18 protein-coding genes are annotated in these 20412 nt (G+C 55.4%); 15 read left to right on the forward strand and 3 right to left on the reverse strand.

What is annotated here, in order from left to right; genetic code table 11:
- Positions 1–52 precede the first annotated feature (52 nt).
- The 8 genes from dnaB (at position 53) to ACOT1A_RS21555 (ending at position 7271) form a co-directional block, all read left to right on the forward strand.
- Positions 53–1465: a replicative DNA helicase gene (gene dnaB / locus ACOT1A_RS21520; protein WP_003860298.1), complete on the forward strand. Its 1413-nt coding sequence runs from the start codon at positions 53–55 to the stop codon at positions 1463–1465.
- A 16-nt stretch (positions 1466–1481) separates the two neighbouring features.
- A complete protein-coding gene (alr, locus tag ACOT1A_RS21525; protein WP_063150901.1) occupies positions 1482–2561 on the forward strand; it encodes an alanine racemase in 1080 nt (359 codons plus the stop codon).
- A 21-nt stretch (positions 2562–2582) separates the two neighbouring features.
- On the forward strand, positions 2583–3140 hold the full coding sequence (pnuC, locus tag ACOT1A_RS21530) for a nicotinamide riboside transporter PnuC (protein WP_038415071.1): 558 nt from the start codon (positions 2583–2585) through the stop codon (positions 3138–3140).
- A complete protein-coding gene (locus tag ACOT1A_RS21535; protein ID WP_063150899.1) occupies positions 3137–4150 on the forward strand; it encodes an AAA family ATPase in 1014 nt (337 codons plus the stop codon). Before pnuC ends, ACOT1A_RS21535 begins: the two co-directional genes overlap by 4 nt.
- Before the next feature lie 71 nt (positions 4151–4221).
- Positions 4222–5415, forward strand: a complete 1194-nt coding sequence (gene tyrB / locus ACOT1A_RS21540; protein ID WP_022646748.1) for an aromatic amino acid transaminase — start codon at positions 4222–4224, stop codon at positions 5413–5415.
- A gap of 258 nt (positions 5416–5673) precedes the next feature.
- Complete coding sequence (gene aphA / locus ACOT1A_RS21545; protein WP_003860292.1) at positions 5674–6387, forward strand: acid phosphatase AphA; 714 nt, start codon at positions 5674–5676, stop codon at positions 6385–6387.
- Positions 6388–6498: 111 nt separating this feature from the next.
- Positions 6499–6915 (forward strand): secondary thiamine-phosphate synthase enzyme YjbQ, encoded by a 417-nt coding sequence (locus ACOT1A_RS21550; RefSeq protein ID WP_023299095.1) that lies wholly within the window; start codon positions 6499–6501, stop codon positions 6913–6915.
- A gap of 2 nt (positions 6916–6917) precedes the next feature.
- A complete protein-coding gene (locus ACOT1A_RS21555; RefSeq protein WP_108368014.1) occupies positions 6918–7271 on the forward strand; it encodes an MmcQ/YjbR family DNA-binding protein in 354 nt (117 codons plus the stop codon).
- Positions 7272–7274: 3 nt separating this feature from the next.
- On the opposite strand, the gene uvrA is transcribed toward ACOT1A_RS21555, so the two are convergent.
- Complete coding sequence (gene uvrA / locus ACOT1A_RS21560) at positions 7275–10097, reverse strand: excinuclease ABC subunit UvrA (protein WP_003860287.1); 2823 nt, start codon at positions 10095–10097, stop codon at positions 7275–7277.
- A gap of 251 nt (positions 10098–10348) precedes the next feature.
- Between uvrA and ssb1 the strand changes: the two genes are divergently transcribed.
- Positions 10349–10873, forward strand: coding sequence for a single-stranded DNA-binding protein SSB1 (gene ssb1, locus ACOT1A_RS21565; RefSeq protein WP_003860284.1), 525 nt, complete (start codon positions 10349–10351; stop codon positions 10871–10873).
- Positions 10874–10934: 61 nt separating this feature from the next.
- Here the strand turns inward: ssb1 and ACOT1A_RS21570 are convergent, their stop codons facing one another.
- Positions 10935–11216 carry a YjcB family protein gene (locus ACOT1A_RS21570; RefSeq protein WP_022646751.1) on the reverse strand — a complete coding sequence of 94 codons (282 nt, stop codon included), beginning with the start codon at positions 11214–11216 and terminating at the stop codon, positions 10935–10937.
- 440 nt (positions 11217–11656) lie between these two features.
- Here ACOT1A_RS21570 and ACOT1A_RS21575 point away from each other — a divergent pair, with 440 nt between their 5' ends.
- The gene (locus ACOT1A_RS21575) at positions 11657–13057 is read left to right on the forward strand and encodes a sensor domain-containing diguanylate cyclase (RefSeq protein WP_276170364.1); all 1401 of its coding nucleotides are present in this window, start codon (positions 11657–11659) and stop codon (positions 13055–13057) included.
- A gap of 265 nt (positions 13058–13322) precedes the next feature.
- Positions 13323–14888 carry an EAL domain-containing protein gene (locus tag ACOT1A_RS21580; protein WP_063147067.1) on the forward strand — a complete coding sequence of 522 codons (1566 nt, stop codon included), beginning with the start codon at positions 13323–13325 and terminating at the stop codon, positions 14886–14888.
- Positions 14889–14894: 6 nt separating this feature from the next.
- On the opposite strand, the gene soxS is transcribed toward ACOT1A_RS21580, so the two are convergent.
- Positions 14895–15221, reverse strand: a complete 327-nt coding sequence (soxS, locus tag ACOT1A_RS21585) for a superoxide response transcriptional regulator SoxS (protein ID WP_003860277.1) — start codon at positions 15219–15221, stop codon at positions 14895–14897.
- Between the two features lie 98 nt (positions 15222–15319).
- On the opposite strand from soxS, the gene soxR reads away from it, so the two are divergent.
- The 4 genes from soxR to ACOT1A_RS21605 all read left to right on the forward strand — a co-directional run bounded on the left by soxR (position 15320) and on the right by ACOT1A_RS21605 (position 20207).
- Positions 15320–15778 carry a redox-sensitive transcriptional activator SoxR gene (soxR, locus tag ACOT1A_RS21590; protein ID WP_003860275.1) on the forward strand — a complete coding sequence of 153 codons (459 nt, stop codon included), beginning with the start codon at positions 15320–15322 and terminating at the stop codon, positions 15776–15778.
- Between the two features lie 310 nt (positions 15779–16088).
- Positions 16089–16760, forward strand: a complete 672-nt coding sequence (locus ACOT1A_RS21595) for a glutathione S-transferase family protein (RefSeq protein WP_276170365.1) — start codon at positions 16089–16091, stop codon at positions 16758–16760.
- Positions 16761–17057: 297 nt separating this feature from the next.
- Positions 17058–18407 (forward strand): guanine/hypoxanthine transporter GhxP, encoded by a 1350-nt coding sequence (gene ghxP, locus ACOT1A_RS21600; RefSeq protein ID WP_022646757.1) that lies wholly within the window; start codon positions 17058–17060, stop codon positions 18405–18407.
- Positions 18408–18560: 153 nt separating this feature from the next.
- Positions 18561–20207: a Na+/H+ antiporter gene (locus ACOT1A_RS21605; protein WP_022646758.1), complete on the forward strand. Its 1647-nt coding sequence runs from the start codon at positions 18561–18563 to the stop codon at positions 20205–20207.
- The last annotated feature ends 205 nt before the right edge of the window (positions 20208–20412 follow it).

The following is a 20412-nucleotide window of genomic DNA, read 5'->3' on the forward strand; positions in this document are numbered from 1 at the left end:
AAAATTATGGTAATCTTTCGACCCACTCTTTATCTCGGTAACTCCATTCACTATGGCAGGAAACAAACCCTTCAACAAACAGACTGAACCCCGTGAACGTGATTATCAGGTCGCCGGGTTAAAAGTCCCGCCGCACTCGATTGAAGCGGAACAGTCGGTGTTGGGCGGTTTAATGCTGGATAACGAACGCTGGGACGACGTCGCCGAGCGCGTTGTTGCGGAAGACTTCTATACCCGCCCGCACCGCCACATCTTTACTGAAATGGCGCGTTTGCAGGAGTCGGGCAGCCCGATCGACCTGATTACACTCGCAGAATCGCTGGAGCGTCTGGGACAGCTCGACAGTGTCGGCGGGTTTGCCTATCTGGCAGAACTGTCAAAAAACACGCCAAGTGCCGCGAACATCAGCGCTTACGCTGATATCGTCCGTGAACGTGCCGTTGTCCGCGAGATGATCTCGGTGGCGAATGAGATCGCCGAGGCCGGTTTCGATCCCCAGGGGCGTACCAGCGAAGATCTACTTGATCTTGCCGAGTCCCGCGTCTTTAAAATCGCCGAAAGCCGTGCGAACAAAGACGAAGGCCCGAAAAACATCGCCGATGTGCTCGACGCCACCGTTGCGCGTATTGAGCAGCTTTTCCAGCAGCCGCACGATGGCGTGACGGGGGTGAACACCGGTTATGACGATCTCAACAAGAAAACGGCAGGTCTTCAGCCATCGGATTTGATTATCGTCGCGGCGCGTCCGTCGATGGGTAAAACGACATTTGCGATGAACCTCGTCGAAAACGCGGCGATGTTGCAGGATAAACCGGTTCTTATCTTCAGTCTTGAGATGCCCTCAGAACAGATCATGATGCGTTCTCTGGCATCCCTGTCGCGTGTGGATCAGACCCGCATCCGTACCGGTCAGCTCGACGATGAGGACTGGGCGCGGATCTCCGGCACCATGGGGATTTTGCTGGAAAAACGGAACATCTATATTGATGACTCCTCCGGCCTGACGCCGACGGAAGTGCGCTCCCGCGCGCGCCGTATCGCCCGTGAACACGGTGGTATCGGTCTCATCATGATCGACTACCTTCAGCTGATGCGCGTTCCGTCGCTTTCCGACAACCGTACGCTGGAGATTGCCGAAATTTCCCGCTCGCTCAAAGCGTTAGCCAAAGAGCTGCACGTGCCGGTGGTGGCGCTGTCGCAGCTAAACCGTTCTCTGGAACAACGTGCAGACAAGCGACCGGTCAACTCCGACCTGCGTGAATCCGGCTCCATCGAGCAGGATGCCGACTTAATCATGTTCATCTACCGTGATGAGGTTTATCACGAGAACAGCGATCTGAAAGGGATCGCCGAAATTATTATTGGTAAGCAACGTAACGGCCCCATCGGTACGGTACGTCTGACCTTTAACGGCCAGTGGTCGCGTTTCGACAACTATGCCGGTCCTCAATATGATGATGAGTAATTTCTAAGGAATTCAAATGCAAGCGGCAACTGTTGTGATTAACCGCCGCGCTCTGCGACACAACCTGCAACGTCTGCGAGAACTGGCGCCCGCCAGTAAGCTCGTTGCAGTCGTGAAAGCGAACGCTTACGGACACGGTCTTCTTGAGACCGCGCGAACGCTCCCCGATGCCGACGCTTTTGGCGTCGCCCGTCTCGAAGAAGCTCTCCGCCTGCGCGCAGGTGGAATTACGCAACCGATTCTGCTCCTCGAAGGCTTTTTTGAAGCCTCGGACCTGCCGACCATTGCCGATCAGCACCTGCAGACGGCGGTGCATAACGAAGAACAGCTGGCCGCGCTGGAAACGGCCGAACTGAGCGAGCCGGTCACCGTGTGGATGAAGCTCGACACGGGCATGCACCGCCTGGGCGTGCGCCCGGAGAATGCCGAAGCGTTTTATCAGCGGTTGTGCCAGTGCAAGAACGTGCGTCAGCCGGTGAATATCGTCAGCCACTTTGCCCGCGCCGATGAGCCTGAATGCGGCGCAACGGAACAGCAGCTTGATATCTTCACCACCTTCTGCGAAGGCAAACCGGGGATGCGCTCCATTGCGGCGTCCGGCGGCCTTCTGCTGTGGCCGCAGTCGCACTTCGACTGGGCGCGTCCGGGGATTATCCTGTATGGCGTTTCCCCGCTTGAGAACAAACCCTGGGGACCGGACTTCGGCTTTAAGCCGGTGATGTCGCTGGTTTCAAAGCTGATTGCCGTGCGTGAGCACAAAGCAGGCGAGCCGGTAGGTTACGGCGGCACCTGGACGAGTGAGCGCGACACGCGGCTTGGCGTGGTAGCGATGGGCTACGGCGACGGCTATCCGCGCGCCGCGCCAACGGGTACGCCGGTACTGGTCAATGGTCGCGAAGTGAAGATTGTCGGCCGTGTGGCGATGGACATGATTTGTGTCGATCTGGGACCCGACGCGCAGGATAAAGCGGGGGACGATGCGGTGATGTGGGGCGAAGGCCTGCCGGTAGAGCGTATTGCTGAAATAACAAAAGTGAGTGCTTACGAACTTATTACGCGCCTTACCTCAAGGGTAGCGATGAAATACGTCGACTAATCACAGTATCCGGGAAGGGATATGTCACCATCTGAAATGGCTGCTTGTCTGGCCTATGCGCTCTCTGTCTGGCTGGCGGCCAGAAATAATATCAACACGTGGTGGATCGGTATTCTCGGCAGCGGGCTATACGCCTGGGTCTTCTATTCAGTGCAGCTCTATGCCGATGTTACCCTACAGCTCTTTTTCATTATCACGAGCATAACGGGTTGGGTGCACTGGCTGAAAGGAAACCGGGGAGAGGTATTGCCGGTGCGGCGAACCCGCCCCAGACATTTTCTCCTTCTGCTGGCCTGTGCCGTGGCAGTAGCGGCGCTGTACGGGCTTTTATTGCATCGGTATACCAACGCCTGGGCGCCCTGGCTGGACTCCATTATTTTAACCTTCAGCATCCTGGCGCAGTTCATGCTAATGGGCCGACGCCTGGAGAACTGGTACGTCTGGCTTGCCGTCAATACCCTTGCCGTGCCGCTGTATGCGATGAGGGGCCTGCATTTGACCGCGGTTCTGTATTTGGTGTTCTGGTTTAACGCCTGGCACGGTTTATATCAATGGCGTAAGGAGATCCGCGCGCGATGAAACCTTACGCAGAGGGTCTGATTGTCGGCAAGTTCGCGCCCTTACACGCAGGACATGAATTGCTTATCAACGCTGCGCTTGCCCGGTGCGAGACGGTATTTATCATCAGCTATTCGCTACCGGAAATGCCGGGGTGCGAACCCGAAAAGCGCCTTCAGTGGCTACAGACGCGTTTCCCGCGGTGTCGTCACCTGGTGTTTTCGCCAGAGATCGCGGCGGGCCATGATATTGAACCGCCGCCGCCCAACGACGCAGATGCCGATCGCCACCGACACTACGTGGCTACCCTGTGCGAACGCTTCTTTCACTGCCGACCGGACGCCGTATTCACTGCGGAGGATTACGGCGATGGCTTTGCCCGCGTATTAAGCCAGCGTTTTGGCAAACCGGTCACGCACGTGCGGCTTCAGCGCCCGGAGGGCCCTGATGCGCCCTCAGGCACGCTTATTCGCTCTGATGTTCATCGCTACCGCGAGATGCTCTCGGCGGAGGTTTACCGGAGTTTTGTCTTTCGAATTTGCTTATTGGGCGGCGAGTCGACGGGCAAAAGCACGCTTTCCCAGGCGTTGGCAGCAGCGCTTAACGCGCCCTATGTCGCTGAGTTCGGGCGCGAATACTGGGAAGAAAAGAACGGAGTACTGGAATGCGACGATCTCCTGCATATTGCGCGCGAGCAGGTGCGGCGTGAGGACGCAGCCAGCACGGCGCCTTATCTGATTTGTGATACGTCGCCCTTAACCACGCTGTTTTATACCCTCGACCAGTATGGCTCGGCGCCTCAGGCGCTGCACGACTTAGCCGGGCGGGACTATTCGCTGGTTGTACTGTGCGGCGATGAATTTCCCTTTGTACAGGACGGTACCAGGCAAGGCGCGGCGTTTCGCCGCAGGCAGCAGTCGTGGTATATCGCTGAACTGGCGCGCCGAAACATCCCGTATTTACGCGTCACAGGGTCGACGTCTGAGCGTATCGAACAAATTCGTGGGCATATCCAGAAACGGTTTTCATAACCTTCTCGACCTTCTCCTGCTTCCGGTTTATTGTTGAAAATCCTGCCTCATAACAATCCGGAGAACATCGCGTGTTTCAGAAAGTAGACGCCTACGCCGGCGACCCTATCCTCTCCTTGATGGAGCGTTTCAAAGAAGATCCTCGCAGCGACAAAGTGAACCTCAGCATCGGTCTTTATTACAACGAGGACGGCATCATTCCTCAACTGAAAGCCGTTGCCGAAGCCGAAGCGCGTCTTAACGCAACCCCGCACGGGGCTTCGCTTTATCTGCCGATGGAAGGGTTAAATACCTACCGTAATACCATTGCGCCGCTGCTGTTTGGTGCGGATCACGCGGTGCTCGCGCAAAAGCGTGTAGCGACTATCCAGACGCTGGGTGGCTCGGGTGCGCTGAAGGTAGGCGCAGATTTCCTGAAAAAGTACTTCCCGGATTCCGGCGTGTGGGTCAGCGACCCGACGTGGGAAAACCACGTGGCCATCTTTGAAGGCGCGGGCTTTAAGGTTGCGACCTATCCATGGTTCGACAGCGAAACCAACGGAGTACGCGTTGATGCGCTGCTGGAAAAACTGAACACCCTGCCGGAGCGCAGTATCGTATTGCTGCATCCGTGCTGCCATAACCCGACCGGTGCGGACCTCACCAATGCCCAGTGGGATGCGGTGATCGAGGTACTGAAGGCGCGTAACCTGATCCCGTTCCTCGACATCGCCTATCAGGGCTTTGGGGCGGGCATGGAGGAGGACGCCTACGCCATTCGCGCGATTGCCAGCGCGGGTCTGCCTGCGCTGGTCAGCAACTCTTTCTCAAAAATCTTCTCCCTCTACGGCGAGCGCGTCGGCGGTCTGTCCGTGGTGTGTGAAGACGCCGAAGCCGCGGGACGCGTACTCGGTCAGCTGAAAGCGACGGTCCGCCGTATTTACTCCAGCCCGCCGAACTTTGGTGCGCAGGTGGTCGCGACCGTACTGGGCGATGATCAGCTGAAAGCCACCTGGCTTGCGGAAGTGGAAGGCATGCGTAAGCGCATCCTGTCGATGCGTCAGGAGCTGGTTAACGTTCTGAAAGAAGCCGTGCCTGGACATAACTTTGATTATCTTCTCAAGCAGCGCGGGATGTTCAGCTATACCGGACTGAGCGCGGCGCAGGTCGATCGCCTGCGGGAAGAGTTCGGTGTCTACCTGATCGCCAGCGGCCGTATGTGTGTGGCGGGGCTGAATGCTGGCAACGTCCAGCGCGTGGCGCAGGCGTTTGCAGCTGTGATGTAAGTACTCACTACTTATTATCTCCCTCTCCCTGTGGGAGAGGGCTGGGGTGAGGGCATCAGGCCGCAGAAAATCTTGCCCGGTGGCGGCTGCGCCTTACCGGGCCTACATCACTCATCCACACTTTGTGATCGTCTTCTTTTTATTCAGCTTCATAAGCAAAAACTCCTTTTCTTCCCCTCCCGCTGGGGTTATGGTCGGATAGTTTTTGACCATTCGCTCAAAATAAAAAGATAACAAACTGAATATTCAGGGGAAAACATGCGCAAGATCACACTGGCGCTCAGCGCCGCCTGCTTATTGTTCTCGCTTAATAGTACCGTTGTTGCGCGGGCTTCTGCACCCACGCCGCTTTACACCGGAACCACCGCCGCCATTCTTGCCGAACAGGCCCCCATTCATTGGGTTTCAGTGGCACAAATCGAAAACAGCCTGACGGGTCGCCCGCCGATGGCCGTGGGCTTCGATATTGACGATACCGTTCTCTTCTCCAGCCCCGGTTTCTGGCGCGGCAAAAAAACGTACTCCCCGGACAGCGAAGCCTATCTGAAAAACCCGGAATTCTGGGAAAAGATGAACAACGGCTGGGATGAGTTCAGTATCCCGAAAGAGGTTGCCCGCGCGCTGATCGCCATGCACGTAAAGCGCGGCGACAGCATTTACTTCGTGACAGGACGTAGCCAGACCAAAACCGAAACCGTCTCGAAAACGCTACAGGATGATTTTCTGATCCCGGCGGCCAGCATGAATCCGGTCATTTTTGCCGGGGACCAGGAAGGGCAAAACACCAAAACCCAGTGGCTGGAAAAGAAAAATATCAAGGTGTTCTACGGTGATTCAGATAACGACATCACCGCGGCGCACGACGTGGGAGCAAGAGGCATCCGGGTGTTACGCGCCTCGAACTCCACCTACCGACCGCTGCCAATGGCCGGTAAATTTGGTGAAGAGGTGATCGTTAACTCCGAATACTGATGCATTAACGCGGGGTGAATGCTTTTTTAAGCAAATCTCGCCGCGCGGGTTTTACCTTTCGCTTTCTTGCTGCACACTTAGAAAGATTCATCTTTCAACACGGAGCAGCACATGTGGTATCAACAGACCCTGACCTTAAGCGCAAAACCACGCGGATTTCACCTGGTGACGGACGAAGTCATCGGGCAAATCCGCGACCTGCCGCGCGTCAAAACGGGTTTGCTGCATCTGCTGCTTCAGCACACGTCTGCTTCTCTCACGCTCAATGAAAATTGCGATCCCACCGTCCGGTCTGACATGGAGCGGCATTTTCTGAAAACCGTCCCGGATAACGCCCCGTATGACCATGATTACGAGGGGGCGGATGATATGCCTTCGCACATCAAATCCTCTTTGCTGGGGGTCTCGTTGATGCTGCCGGTCCACAACGGACGGCTACTGCTGGGAACGTGGCAGGGGATCTGGCTGGGAGAACATCGCATTCACGGTGGTTCGCGTAAAATTATCGCAACGCTACAAGGGGAATAAAGATGACAATTTCGGAGATACTTCAGTACTGCATGAGCAAGCCGGGCGCAGAACAGAGCGTTCACAGCGACTGGAAAGCCACGCAGATCAAAGTGGGTGATGTGTTGTTCGCGATGGTAAAAGAGGTTGAGGGACGTCCTGCGGCATCGCTGAAAACCAGTCCTGAACTGGCCGACTTACTGCGCCAGCAGCACGATGATGTCAGGCCAAGCAAGCATCTGAATAAAGCACACTGGAGTACGGTGATTCTCGACGGCTCGCTGCCAGATTCGCAAATTTACTACCTGGTAGATGCGTCGTATCAACAGGCGGTAGAACTGCTGCCGGAAACGATCCGACAGCAGCTCTCCGTGTAACGATTACAGCAACGGTTTGAGGAAGCGCGCGGTGTGCGAGGCTTCGCACTCTGCAACGGTCTCTGGCGTACCGGAGACGAGGATTTCACCGCCGCCGCTGCCGCCTTCCGGGCCGAGATCGACAATCCAGTCCGCGGTTTTAATCACGTCCAGGTTGTGCTCAATCACCACGATGGTGTTGCCCTGATCGCGCAACTGGTGCAGCACGTCCAGCAGCTGCTGGATATCCGCAAAATGCAGGCCGGTGGTCGGCTCGTCCAGAATGTACAGCGTCTGACCGGTACCGCGTTTGGACAGCTCACGCGCCAGCTTCACGCGCTGCGCTTCACCGCCGGACAGCGTTGTCGCTGACTGCCCCAGACGAATATAGGTCAGACCCACATCCATCAGGGTTTGCAGCTTACGCGCCAGCGCAGGGACGGCGTCAAAGAACTCGCGCGCCTCTTCGATGGTCATATCCAGCACTTCGTGGATGGTCTTGCCTTTGTACTTAATCTCCAGCGTTTCGCGGTTATAGCGCTTGCCTTTGCACTGGTCGCACGGCACGTAGATATCCGGCAGGAAGTGCATCTCAACCTTGATTACGCCGTCGCCCTGGCACGCTTCACAGCGGCCGCCGCGCACGTTAAAGCTGAAACGTCCTGGCGTGTAGCCGCGCGAACGCGCTTCCGGTACACCCGCGAAGAGTTCACGGACGGGCGTAAAGACGCCAGTATAGGTCGCCGGGTTGGAACGTGGGGTGCGGCCAATCGGGCTCTGATCGATATCGATAACCTTGTCGAAATGCTCCAGCCCCTGAATGTCGCGGTACGGTGCAGGCTCGGCCAGCGTCGCGCCGTTCAGCGCCGTCTGCGCAATCGGGAACAGCGTATCGTTGATCAGCGTCGATTTACCGGAACCGGACACGCCGGTGATGCAGGTAAACAGCCCGACAGGCAGCGTCAGGGTCACGTCTTTCAGGTTGTTGCCGCGCGCCCCGGTTAGCTTCAGCACTTTTTCCGGGTTCGCCGCCACGCGCTGTTTTGGCACTTCAATTTTGCGCTTGCCGCTCATGTACTGGCCGGTCAGCGACTCGGGCACCGCCATAATGTCTTTCAGCGTCCCTTCTGCCACCACCTGTCCGCCGTGCACGCCAGCGCCCGGGCCGATGTCGATCACGTGGTCTGCGGCGCGAATGGCGTCTTCGTCGTGCTCAACCACAATCACCGTGTTGCCAAGGTTACGCAGGTGAACCAGCGTGCCGAGCAGGCGTTCGTTGTCGCGCTGGTGCAGGCCGATAGACGGCTCATCCAGCACGTACATCACGCCGACTAAGCCCGCGCCAATCTGGCTCGCCAGGCGGATACGCTGGGCTTCACCGCCGGAGAGCGTTTCAGCCGATCGGGAAAGCGTCAGGTAGTTCAGGCCGACGTTCACGAGGAACTTGAGGCGATCGCCGATCTCTTTCAGCACTTTTTCGGCGATTTTCGCGCGCTGGCCGGAGAGCTTCAGGTTGTTGAAGAAGTCCATCGCGTGGCCGATGCTCATGTCTGAGATGGTCGGCAGCGCCGTGTTTTCGACAAACACGTGACGCGCTTCGCGACGCAGACGTGTACCCTCGCAGGTGGCGCAGGAGCGGTTGCTGATGAACTTCGCCAGCTCCTCGCGCACCGCGCTGGATTCGGTCTCTTTGTAGCGGCGCTCCATGTTGTGCAGCACCCCTTCGAACGGGTGGCGACGCACGGAAGTGTCACCGCGATCGTTCATGTACTTGAACTCGATGTTCTCTTTGCCGGAACCGAACAGGATCACTTTATGTACGTTCGCGCTCAGGCTGGCCCACGGGGCTTCAACGTCGAACTTATAGTGCTCTGCCAGCGATTTCAGCATCTGGAAGTAGTAAAAATTACGCTTATCCCAGCCGCGAATGGCGCCACCCGCCAGCGACAGCTCCGGGTTCTGGATCACGCGGTCCGGGTCGAAATATTGCTGAACGCCGAGGCCGTCACAGGTCGGACACGCGCCCGCCGGGTTGTTGAACGAGAACAGACGCGGTTCCAGCTCGCGCATGCTGTAGCCGCAAATCGGGCAGGCGAAGTTGGCGGAGAAGAGCAGCTCTTCCGCTTTCGCATCGTCCATGTCTGACACCACCGCCGTGCCGCCCGACAGTTCCAGCGCCGTTTCAAAGGATTCCGCCAGACGCGTCGCCAGATCTTCACGTACCTTAAAGCGGTCAATCACCACTTCGATGGTGTGTTTCTTTTGCAGCTCCAGCTTTGGCGGATCGGACAGGTCACACACTTCGCCATCGATACGGGCGCGGATATAGCCCTGGCTTGCCAGGTTTTCCAGCGTTTTGGTGTGTTCACCCTTACGCTCTTTAATGATTGGCGCCAGCAGCATCAGGCGTTTGCCTTCCGGCTGAGACAGCACGTTATCCACCATCTGGCTGACGGTCTGGGCCGCCAGCGGAACGTCATGATCCGGACAACGCGGCTCGCCCACGCGCGCATACAGCAGACGCAGGTAGTCATGGATTTCGGTAATGGTACCGACCGTAGAACGCGGGTTATGCGATGTGGATTTCTGCTCAATGGAGATAGCAGGAGACAACCCTTCAATGTGGTCGACATCCGGTTTTTCCATCAGCGACAGGAACTGACGCGCGTACGCCGAGAGCGATTCAACGTAACGACGCTGTCCTTCGGCATACAAAGTGTCGAAAGCCAGTGAGGATTTGCCAGACCCCGAAAGCCCGGTCACGACGATGAGTTTGTCGCGAGGGATTATGAGGTTGATATTCTTGAGATTGTGGGTGCGGGCGCCCCGAACTTCGATCTTATCCATTCACCTTTCCCGGTTGGAACACGGATTGCCTGATTTGTTTGAAGGACAAACGGCTGTCAGAAACGGCTAATTATGACACAAAATGACCTGTTTGAATATACAGTATTGGAATGCATTTTCTGATTCACTGTGTAACAATGTCGAGTCCGCGAGAGAACTCTGGAACATGCTACGCAACTATCAAAGTGTCGCATGGAAATGGTACACTCGCGCGTTTACACTATTAAGAAACGTATTCAGGAGACACGAACATGGCCAGCAGAGGCGTAAACAAGGTGATTCTCGTCGGTAATCTGGGCCAGGACCCGGAAGTACGCTACATGCCGAGTGGTGGCGCAGTTGCCAACATTACGCTGGCTACTTCCGAATCCTGGCGTGATAAAGCGACCGGTGAAATGAAAGAGCAGACCGAATGGCACCGCGTTGTGCTGTTTGGCAAACTGGCTGAAGTGGCCGGTGAGTATCTGCGTAAGGGTTCTCAGGTCTATATCGAAGGCCAGCTGCGTACCCGCAAATGGACCGATCAATCCGGTCAGGAAAAATACACCACGGAAGTGGTGGTCAACGTAGGCGGCACCATGCAGATGCTGGGTGGTCGTCAGGGCGGTGGCGCACCGGCAGGTGGCGGCCAGCAGCAGGGCGGTTGGGGTCAGCCTCAACAGCCTCAGGGCGGCAATCAGTTCAGCGGCGGCGCGCAGTCTCGTCCTCAGCAGCAGTCTGCTCCGGCACCGTCTAACGAACCGCCAATGGACTTCGACGACGATATCCCGTTCTGATATCCAGACGCGTGAAACACAAAAAACCCAGACAATGTCTGGGTTTTTTTATAACAGGCTATCAGGTAATCACCATCGGCCAGTCTGGCGGAGTGTGGCTCATGGCTTCAACCATCACCACTTTAATGTTTTCCCAGACGGCGGCCATATCCACCAGCGTAATGCCGAGCAAACCTGTCGCGAACCAGCATGCGGCACCCAACCCTAACAGGGTGCTAATCACAGCAAGACCTGCGTAGTCGGACTTTCGGAACTGAATGTTTAACGTGCTGGCCAGGAACATCAAAACCGCGCTCAACAACGGCCAGCGCAGGAGCACCATGCTGGTGGTAATGGTTGCCATAAAACCCATCCTCGACAAAACAGACGAATTGGAATGAAACAATGTTTCTCGTTACATAAGATGTGTGAACTATATCACACTCGCTGTTTTATTCGCCAGTATCGTATGAGGTAAAAGTGGGTTTATAACCGGGGAAAATATATCGTACTCGCTCAGATCGGCGCTTAGCCGGAATTTTTATTTTTAATTCATTCAGATAGCAGAACCTTTGCAAAACACCCTCGGCTGTATAGCGTTTACAGCAGTATGTCTATGGATTATGCTTGTGTGGAACAATAAATGTACCCGCAAAAATAATTCATCACATTGAATTATTTGGTTTTTTTGGATTTTTATTCTTTTTTAACACTCAGCATACTCTTTGATTTCGTGGTCTTATTCTTTTATTCAGATATGAGTTATTGCGGTTGCTCTCTCGATTAATGACCTGCGAAAAGATAATGAAAGAAAAAAGACGCGAGATTATTAACGACAGCATGCAGGCTCTGCACGCCCTGGCGAAGCTGATGCCACAACTCAACGCGCAGTGTTCGCCGGTTGAAATGCTGGAAATCATCAACAGCGCACTGGGGGCAAATCTCTCGTGGGTCAGTGTCGAATCCGCAGACGGGCCGCGCGTGGTTTGTGCCGGCGACGTGACGTGTCACGCCTTCAACGTGGCGGATTTTCTTGCCAACACCCTGTTGCAACGGCATCACCGCGCCTGGCGCGTTATCTACTGGAAAGAGCATATTGGCCGGGCGGTATTTTCCCCTCAGCACCCGGGCTATGCGCGGCTGCAAAGCGGCGTGCTGTGTAAACTCTCAGCGCATGGCAGACAGTGCAGTGGTTATTTCTTTTTGGCTTTTAATGAAAAACTGACCTCGTTGCCGATATTGAAAAATATCGTGGTGGTATTGGTCGAGAAGCTAAAAGATTATTTTGATGACATCATCGTGCGGGAAAAAACAGCGCAAGAGATGCAGCGCGTCGTCACGCAATATAAAACTTTATTTGAACGTGCTCCGGTATTGATGAACGCCTTTGACAGACATAACCGGTGTGTATTGTGGAACGCCGAATGCGAAAAAGTCTTTGGCTGGAGTATGACTGAAATCGGCGAGCACCCCGATCCGCTGGCCCTGTTTTACCCGGATCCCGAGGAGCGACAGCGCGTGCAGGAGTCGGTTCGTTTCGCACCACTTAAGGATATGTACGAATGGCACCCGGTGCGTAAAGACGGGACGCCGTTAACCATCCTCTGGTCAAACATCCTTTTACCGGATAACTCCATTCTCAATATTGGCCTCGATATCACCGAACGTAAAAAAGCAGAACAGCAGCTGACCGTCAAAGCCACCACGGACGATCTGACGGGCTGTCTGAATCGCTCGACAATTTTACAGCGGCTCAAAATGGCGCTGGCAGCCAGTTCGCCGCAGGATGTCAGTAGCCATTTCTGTCTCCTGATGTTCGATCTCGATTATTTCAAGCAGATCAACGATCGGTGGGGACATCAGGTTGGCGATGCGGCATTGATTCACTTTTGCGACCGTATTCGCGAAGTGAGCCCGGCCGGGTCGGCACTGGGACGGGTAGGGGGCGAAGAGTTTGTTCTTCTGCTGGCGCGTACGGATGGTATGGCCGCTACGTTGCTCTCTTCCCGGCTGCGTGCCGCGCTGATCTCAAAACCGCTGCGTGTGGGCGATAAAACGCTGGTACTCTCTTTCAGCGCCGGGGTGGTTGAAGTCTGTCACGGGCAACGGGATACTTCTGCCATACTGATGCGTGCCGATCAGGCATTATATGACGCCAAGCGTACGGGAAGAGGAAAAACGGTTCTGGCGTCTGATTATTTATAAATCAGCATAAGAACAAAGAGCAGGCTATTTCAGCCAACGAATTTTCCACACCTGTCGCGGGTAATTATTATCCTTATCAGAAACGAAATGAATACTTTTAGTTTGGCTTACGGGAAAATATTATCGGCATCACGAATTTTAGGATTTTTAATACCAAAAGTCAGTTGCTAACTTCCCATGATTCATGCAACGTAATCACCTGTTTATCAAAGCAGCCGGTCTTCATTGCTACAGGCGTACAACATGCAGGGATACAGAGCGGGAAATGAATCGTAGCGCGCGGCGCAAAATGCTCAAAGCGGTCGGGATTATCATGGTAGTTATGCTGCCGGTGATGCTTGCGCTATGGTTTGCCCAGCTTAGAGCCGTGTCGGAAATCAGCGCTCAGCTGCGCACGTTTGCTGAACTTGCTTTAAACAAAACTGAACGGGTTATTCAACAGGTTGATATGGCCCGGGAAGACGCGGAAAAATATCAGGGTAAAGTGTGTACGCCGGAGCATCGTCAATATATGTTGAACGTTTCCCGCGGTCGCCTTTTTGTTGCCGATTTAATTTATGCTGAAGGCCAGGACTTTCTCTGCTCGACCCTTTTTACGCCGGATCATCCTTACATCATCCCCGCTGCCAATTACACACGTAAACCCGACGTTGCTATCTATTATTTTCGCGATACGCCATTTTTTAATGGTTATAAAATGATATATATGCAGCGCGGAAATTATGTCGCAGTGGTCAACCCGCTTTCGTACAGTGAGGTGATGTCAGACGATCGTTCCCTGTCGTGGGGAGTGTATGACACCGTCAGCAATGCATTCTTTTCTGTTAGCCAGAAAGCCGATATTTCTTTATTGCATTCGATGCTCCGACATCAGGAAACGACTTTTCAGAAAGATGACCGTTTTTATACGATCGTGAAATCTGAGCAGCGTCCCATTGCGGCTATTGTTTCAACGTCCAATGCCCGTTTTTATAAAACGCTTTATCATCAGGCTACTCTGACGCTACCGCTGGGGATGATTTGCAGCATTATTATTTTGCTGGTGTGGTCGCGAACACACCGTGAATTCAATTCGCCTGGCCGACTTCTGCACCGGGCGCTGAATAAACGCCAGCTGTGCGTCCATTATCAGCCCATTATTGATATAAAAAATAACCAGTGCGTGGGAGCAGAGGCGTTGTTGCGCTGGCCAGGATTCAACGGTCAGGTTATGAGCCCGGCGGAATTTATTCCCCTGGCCGAAAAAGAGGGGATGATTGAGCGCATTACGGATTACGTCGTGGAGGAGGTGTTCACCGATCTGGGCCATTTTCTTGCCGCTCACCCCGATCTGTATGTCTCGATTAACCTGTCGGCGTCGGATTTTCACTCTTCGCGTCTTATCGCCCTGATCTCCGACAAAGCCCGCTTTTACTCGGTTCGCGCGCAGCAAATAAAAATTGAGGTGACGGAGCGGGGGTTTATTGACGTGCCGAAAACCACGCCGGTCATTCAGGCGTTTCGCCAGGCGGGGTATGAAGTGGCGATTGATGATTTCGGAACCGGCTACTCTAACCTGCATAACCTCTATTCGCTGAACGTCGATATCCTGAAAATCGACAAATCTTTTATCGATACCTTAACCACCAACAGCACCAGCCACCTGATTGCCGAGCACATCATTGAGATGGCGCAAAGCCTGCGGCTGAAAACCATTGCGGAAGGGGTCGAGACGGGGGAGCAGGTGAGCTGGCTGCTGAAGCGTGGCGTGCAGTATTGTCAGGGATGGCACTTCGCGAAAGCGATGCCGCCCCAGGCATTTATGGCCTGGCAGCAGCAACCCTTGCGTTAACACGCATTAATTTAGCTGATGGCGGTAGTCGCTCGGCGTACGGTCAAACTCGCGGCGGAAGACGCGGGAAAAGGTCTGCTGCGACACATAGCCCAGATCCATTGCGATATCAAAAATGGGCCGCTGCGTTGAGCGTAACGCCTGCGCCGCCAGCAGGAGCCTGCGCTGGCGAATGTAGTCACCCAGCGTTTGATGCATTACGGTGCGGAACATTCTCTGTAAATACCATTTCGAATAGCCCGACTTCTTAGCGACCACATCAATGTTCAACGGCTGGTCGATATGTTCATCAATCCATTCAATAAGCGTCTGAATAATTTGCTGATGCGACATAAGGTTACCCCTCTGTGGAGACATCTGTCCTAGTTGATTCGTCGTTTTCTCTGCGGGGGAGTATAATTCCTCAAGTTAACTTGAGGTAAAGAGGTTTTATGGAAAAGAGATTACCGCGCATCAAAGCGCTGTTAACCCCCGGTGAAGTGGCGAAACGAAGCGGCGTGGCGGTGTCGGCGCTCCACTTCTATGAAAGCAAAGGGTTAATAAAAAGTATCCGTAACGCCGGAAACCAGCGGCGCTATACCCGCGATGTGCTCCGCTACGTGGCGATTATCAAAATTGCGCAACGTATCGGCATCCCCCTGGCTACCATCGGCGACGCGTTCGGCGTATTGCCTGAAGGACACTCGCTGAGCGCGAAAGAGTGGAAGCAGCTGTCGTCCCAGTGGCGAGAAGAACTGGATCGTCGTATTCACACGCTGGTGGCCCTGCGCGATGAACTGGATGGCTGCATTGGTTGCGGGTGTTTATCACGTAGCGATTGTCCGCTGCGTAACCCGGGTGACAGGCTGGGCGAGCAGGGAACAGGGGCGCGGTTGCTGGAGGAGGATTGAAAGGTGTTTGCCGGGTAAGGCGCAGCCGCCACCCGGCAACAAGCATAAAGAACTAAAGCGCCACTAAGGGCGCTTTAGTTTTTTCCGGTCTTTGTCTTTCTCTCTATCCCGCTGGCTCACGGGAGGGTTTCCCCCGACATCAGTACTCCTCGTGTCGAGCTTGTGGAGGAGGTTCCGGTTTGTACTGACACTTTAATTCTATGCCCGGCCGCCGTTTTTGCCACCGGAGATGATGAGATTTTAGCCGAATTTTTTTCGTGAAGTTGTTCAGTTTTCTATAGTTAAAAAGTATGAATCACCGGAGAACATCATGCTAACGGTCCACCACCTTAACCAGTCTCGTTCCCATCGCGTCCTCTGGGCGCTGGAAGAACTGGGTCTGACATATGAGATTGTGCGCTACCAGCGCGAAAAAACCATGCTCGCACCAGACGCGCTCAAAAAAGTGCATCCGCTGGGAAAATCCCCGGTACTGGAAGATAACGGACTGGTTCTGGCTGAATCAGGCGCGATTCTGGAATATCTTCAGGAAACGTACGATTCGGCGTTACGATTCAAACCGTTAGATCCCGCCCATAAAGTGCAGTATCGCTTCTGGCTGCATTACGCCGAAGGGTCCTTGATGCCGCTGCTGTTAATGAAGCTGGTATTTAACAGCCTCGACAAACCCCCCGTCCCGTTTGGCCTGCGCACGCTGGGTAAGGCGCTGGGGCAGGGGGTGCAAAAAGCGTATCTCAACCGCCAGCTGGAAACGCATGCGCGCTTTATTAACGATCATCTTGCCGAAAACAGCTGGTTTGCCGGCGACACGCTGACCATGGCGGACATCCAGATGAGTTTTCCCCTCTTCGCCCTGCTGGCGAGAGGCGGCATCGACAATCTCGACCACATAGCGGCGTGGAAACAGAGAGTGGAGGCACGTCCGGGCTGGCAGACAACGCTTGCGAAAGGCGGCCCGCTGACGATACCCGGCGGGGGATGAAATGTAACGAAATTGCGCATGGACGATAACGTTTGCGCATCCTCTGCTTAATTCTTCATCGTCATGAGGAAATTTTAGCGAAAAACGAGAAAGTTCAGTTGAAAAGGGCGGGTATTAGGCTAGATAATCGTTTGCCTACATTTGACCACCCGTTTTGTAAGCGCGGAGCTAAACGTTTGCTTTTTTTGTGACGCCCCTTTCGTCGCAAACGCAGCACAAGGATTTGACGTTTCGCTGGCAGTGGAGTCTCCACCACGCTTACGGACTTTCAATAAAAATTTTCAGGGGATGTTTTCTATGTCTACGCCATCTGCGCGTACCGGCGGTTCACTTGACGCCATGTTTAAAATTTCTGCTCGCGGCAGCACCGTGCGCCAGGAAGTTGTTGCCGGTCTGACGACGTTTCTGGCGATGGTGTACTCCGTCATCGTGGTGCCGGGCATGCTCGGCAAAGCCGGTTTCCCGCCAGCGGCGGTCTTCGTTGCCACCTGCCTGGTTGCGGGTGTGGGTTCGATTGTGATGGGCCTGTGGGCGAACCTGCCGCTGGCGATCGGGTGCGCCATCTCCCTGACCGCGTTTACCGCCTTCAGCCTGGTGCTGGGCCAGCATATCAGCGTCCCGGTAGCGCTCGGCGCGGTGTTCCTGATGGGTGTACTGTTCACCGTGATCTCTGCTACCGGCATCCGTAGCTGGATTTTGCGCAACCTGCCGCAGGGCGTGGCGCACGGCACCGGTATCGGCATCGGCCTGTTCCTGCTGCTGATCGCCGCCAACGGCGTGGGTCTGGTCATCAAGAACCCGCTGGACGGCCTGCCGGTTGCGCTGGGTAACTTCGCGAGCTTCCCGGTAATTATGTCGCTGGTGGGGCTGGCGGTGATCATTGGCCTGGAAAAATTGAAAGTGCCGGGCGGCATTCTGCTGACCATTATCGGCGTGTCCATCGTCGGCCTGATTTTCGACCCGTCCGTTCATTTCTCCGGGATTTTCGCCATGCCGTCGCTGAGCGATGACAACGGTAACTCCCTGATTGGCAGCCTGGATATTGTGGGCGCGCTGAACCCGGTGATCCTGCCAAGCGTGCTGGCGCTGGTAATGACCGCGGTGTTTGACGCCACGGGCACCATCCGCGCGGTGGCGGGGCAGGCTAACCTGCTGGACAAAGACGGCCAGATCATTGACGGCGGCAAAGCGCTGACCACCGACTCCCTGAGCAGCGTTTTCTCTGGCCTGGTGGGTGCAGCGCCAGCGGCAGTGTACATTGAGTCCGCAGCGGGTACGGCGGCAGGCGGCAAAACCGGCCTGACGGCTATTACCGTTGGCGTACTGTTCCTGCTGATCCTGTTCCTCTCTCCGCTCTCTTATCTGGTGCCAGCTTACGCGACCGCACCTGCGCTGATGTACGTCGGCCTGCTGATGCTGAGCAACGTGGCGAAAATCGACTTTGCTGACTTTGTTGATGCCATGTCCGGTCTGATCACCGCGGTCTTTATCGTGCTGACCTGTAACATCGTGACCGGCATTATGATCGGTTTCGCCTCGCTGGTGATTGGGCGTCTGGTCTCCGGTGAGTGGCGCAAGCTGAACATCGGTACCGTTGTCATCGCCGTTGCGCTGGTGGCGTTCTACGCGGGCGGCTGGGCAATTTAAGTTATCCATTGATGCGAAAACGGGTGGCTCAGGCCGCCCGTTTTTATTTTCAGGACTCATCCCGTTGTCTTTTACGTTACTCTGGAGAGGATAGAATAAGAGGCACGATGCCTCAGGTTTGGCTTAAAAAGAAACACAGCAAACAGGGAACGCATGGAAATTTTCTTCACAATACTCATCATGACCCTTGTGGTCTCATTATCCGGGGTGGTTACACGCGTACTGCCCTTCCAGGTCCCCCTGCCTTTAATGCAAATAGCTATCGGCGCGCTGCTGGCGTGGCCGACGTTCGGTCTGCACGTGGAGTTCGATCCGGAACTGTTCCTCGTGCTGTTTATCCCGCCGCTGCTGTTTGCCGATGGCTGGAAAACGCCGACGCGCGAATTTCTTGAGCACGGGCGAGAGATCTTCGGTCTGGCGCTGGCGCTGGTGGTCGTTACCGTGGTCGGGATTGGTTTCCTGATCTACTGGGCCGTACCGGGGATCCCGCTTATACCCGCCTTTGCGCTGGCTGCCGTGCTGTCGCCGACCGACGCCGTGGCGCTGTCCGGCATTGTGGGAGAAGGGCGCATTCCTAAGAAAATCATGGGCATTTTGCAGGGCGAGGCGCTGATGAACGACGCTTCCGGCCTGGTCGCCCTGAAGTTTGCCGTGGCGGTAGCCATGGGCACCATGGTCTTTACCGTCGGCGGTGCAACCCTCGAATTCTTCAAGGTGGCGATTGGCGGTATCCTCGCAGGCTTTGTTGTAAGCTGGCTGTACGGTCGTTCGCTGCGCTTCCTCAGCCGCTGGGGCGGCGATGAACCGGCGACGCAGATCGTCCTGCTGTTCCTGCTGCCGTTCGCCTCTTACCTGATTGCCGAACATATCGGCGTGTCGGGCATTCTGGCGGCGGTAGCCGCGGGGATGACCATCACCCGTTCCGGCGTGATGCGCCGGGCGCCGCTGGCGATGCGTCTTCGCGCGAACAGTACCTGGGCGATGCTCGAGTTTGTCTTTAACGGCATGGTGTTCCTGCTGTTGGGCCTGCAACTGCCGGGCATTATGGAATCTTCGCTGATCGCGGCCGAAGCGGATCCAAACGTTGAAGTGTGGATGCTGTTTACCGATATCGTACTCATCTACCTTTCGCTGATGCTGGTGCGTTTCGGCTGGCTGTGGACGATGAAGAAGTTCAGCGTTCGCTTCCTGACCAAAAAGCCGATGGAGTTCGGCTCCTGGACCACGCGCGAGCTGCTGATTGCCTCTTTCGCGGGCGTTCGCGGGGCGATCACCCTTGCTGGTGTGCTCTCCATTCCTCTGCTTCTGCCGACGGGCGACGTCTTCCCGGCGCGCTACGAGCTGGTGTTCCTGGCGGCGGGCGTGATCCTCTTCTCCCTGTTTGTCGGCGTAATTATGCTGCCGATTCTGCTGCAGCATATTGATGCGGGTGACACCTCGCAGCAGCATAAGGAAGAGCGGATTGCCCGTGCGGCGACGGCGGAAGTAGCGATTGTCGCCATCGAGAAGATGGAGGAGCGTCTGGCCGCCGATGCCGAAGAGAACATTGATAACCAGCTGCTGAAGGAAGTCAGTTCACGCGTGATCGGTAATTTGCGTCGCCGTGCTGACGGACGTAACGACGTGGAAAGTTCGTTGCAGGAAGAGAACCTCGAGCGCCGTTTCCGCCTGGCGGCGCTGCGCTCCGAGCGTGCCGAGCTGTATCACCTGCGCGCGACGCGGCAGATCAGCAACGAGACGCTGCAAAAGCTGCTGCACGATCTGGATCTGCTGGAAGCGTTGTTGATAGAGAATCAGTAGCGCTGTAATTGCCCGGTGGCGCTGCGCTTACCGGGCCTACGTGCTCGATCGGTTCCCTCTCCCACAGGGCTGAGGGTTCCCCACAAATTAATGCGAGCACTGAGCAATCCCCTCGCCCCTCTGGGGAGAGGGTTAGGGTGAGGGGAACATACGGCGGTGGTGGTCATTCCGTTCACTTTATGTTCCTTGCTACTCTGTAACGACA

Origin of the sequence: Enterobacter cloacae complex sp. SYL003 (assembly GCF_049236925.1) — a bacterium.
GTDB classification, from domain to species: Bacteria; Pseudomonadota; Gammaproteobacteria; order Enterobacterales; family Enterobacteriaceae; genus Enterobacter; species Enterobacter intestinihominis.